This window comes from Paenibacillus sp. OT2-17, from assembly GCF_009827695.1.
Classification (GTDB): Bacteria; Bacillota; Bacilli; order Paenibacillales; family Paenibacillaceae; genus Paenibacillus; species Paenibacillus polymyxa_B.
Window position 1 is genome coordinate 1 of record NZ_WUDQ01000985.1, and the last position, 726, is coordinate 726.

Sequence of the window (726 nt, forward strand, 5' to 3'; positions counted from 1 at the left end):
TCCTGGCGTCAGGATCCGGCTTCCTTTGGCAAATAAGATGAGCTATAGGGGCCAACAGAGCTAATGATTAGAGCGATTCGCACTCGTGCTAACCATTGTAGATTGTTATGGCTCAGGCCGTGTAAATCGAATTCGATCCGGTTACACTAACTCCTACCATCATGTGAAAAGAGGGAGTTCGGATGTATTGGATTTACTATGGCAGACTGTACACGACTAAATTTCAGGCAGGATGTCTGGCAAAAAGGTTGGAGCACGACGGCTGGATGTATGGCTACAATGATCCCCGCGCAGTGGAGGTGTACCGCTCGCGCAAAGGTCGTTATGGTGTCCGATTTATTCCGTAAGTCCACGAAAATAATTTTTAAAAAGAAAATTTTCGATAGGCTATTGACGAAACACAAGAAAATGTTGTATATTAATTAACGTTGCTGTTATGAATATGTAACGTGAATATACATATTTTTTTGAGGGCCCTTAGCTCAGTTGGTTAGAGCGGTCGGCTCATAACCGATTGGTCGGGGGTTCGAGTCCCTCAGGGCCCATTTCCTCAAAAACCCTTGCGTAGCAAGGGTTTTTTGTTGTTTATAGAGGGTGAGAAAATGGAGGAAAGTAGCCCCTTTATGAGGGAGCGATTATAATCCTTCCCACGAGTACAGTCTCCGTCTCTTTCAAGACCTCTTGAAAGCCTAATTTTTCGTGGACAATCAACCCAAACTTTGAAGT

At 44.2% G+C, this 726-nt stretch carries 1 protein-coding gene and 1 tRNA gene; both read left to right on the plus strand.

Annotated elements, in window-relative coordinates; all coding sequences use genetic code 11:
* Positions 1-182: 182 nt before the first annotated feature.
* Positions 183-347, plus strand: a complete 165-nt coding sequence (locus GRP75_RS29420) for a hypothetical protein (protein ID WP_014282411.1) — start codon at positions 183-185, stop codon at positions 345-347.
* A 124-nt stretch (positions 348-471) separates the two neighbouring features.
* A tRNA-Ile gene (locus tag GRP75_RS28620) sits at positions 472-545 on the plus strand.
* Positions 546-726: the final 181 nt, after the last annotated feature.

Excerpts from the sequence above, each read along its gene's own strand:
- GRP75_RS29420 (WP_014282411.1), top strand. The coding sequence starts at position 183 with ATGTATTGGATTTACTATGGCAGACTGTACACGACTAAATTTCAGGCA.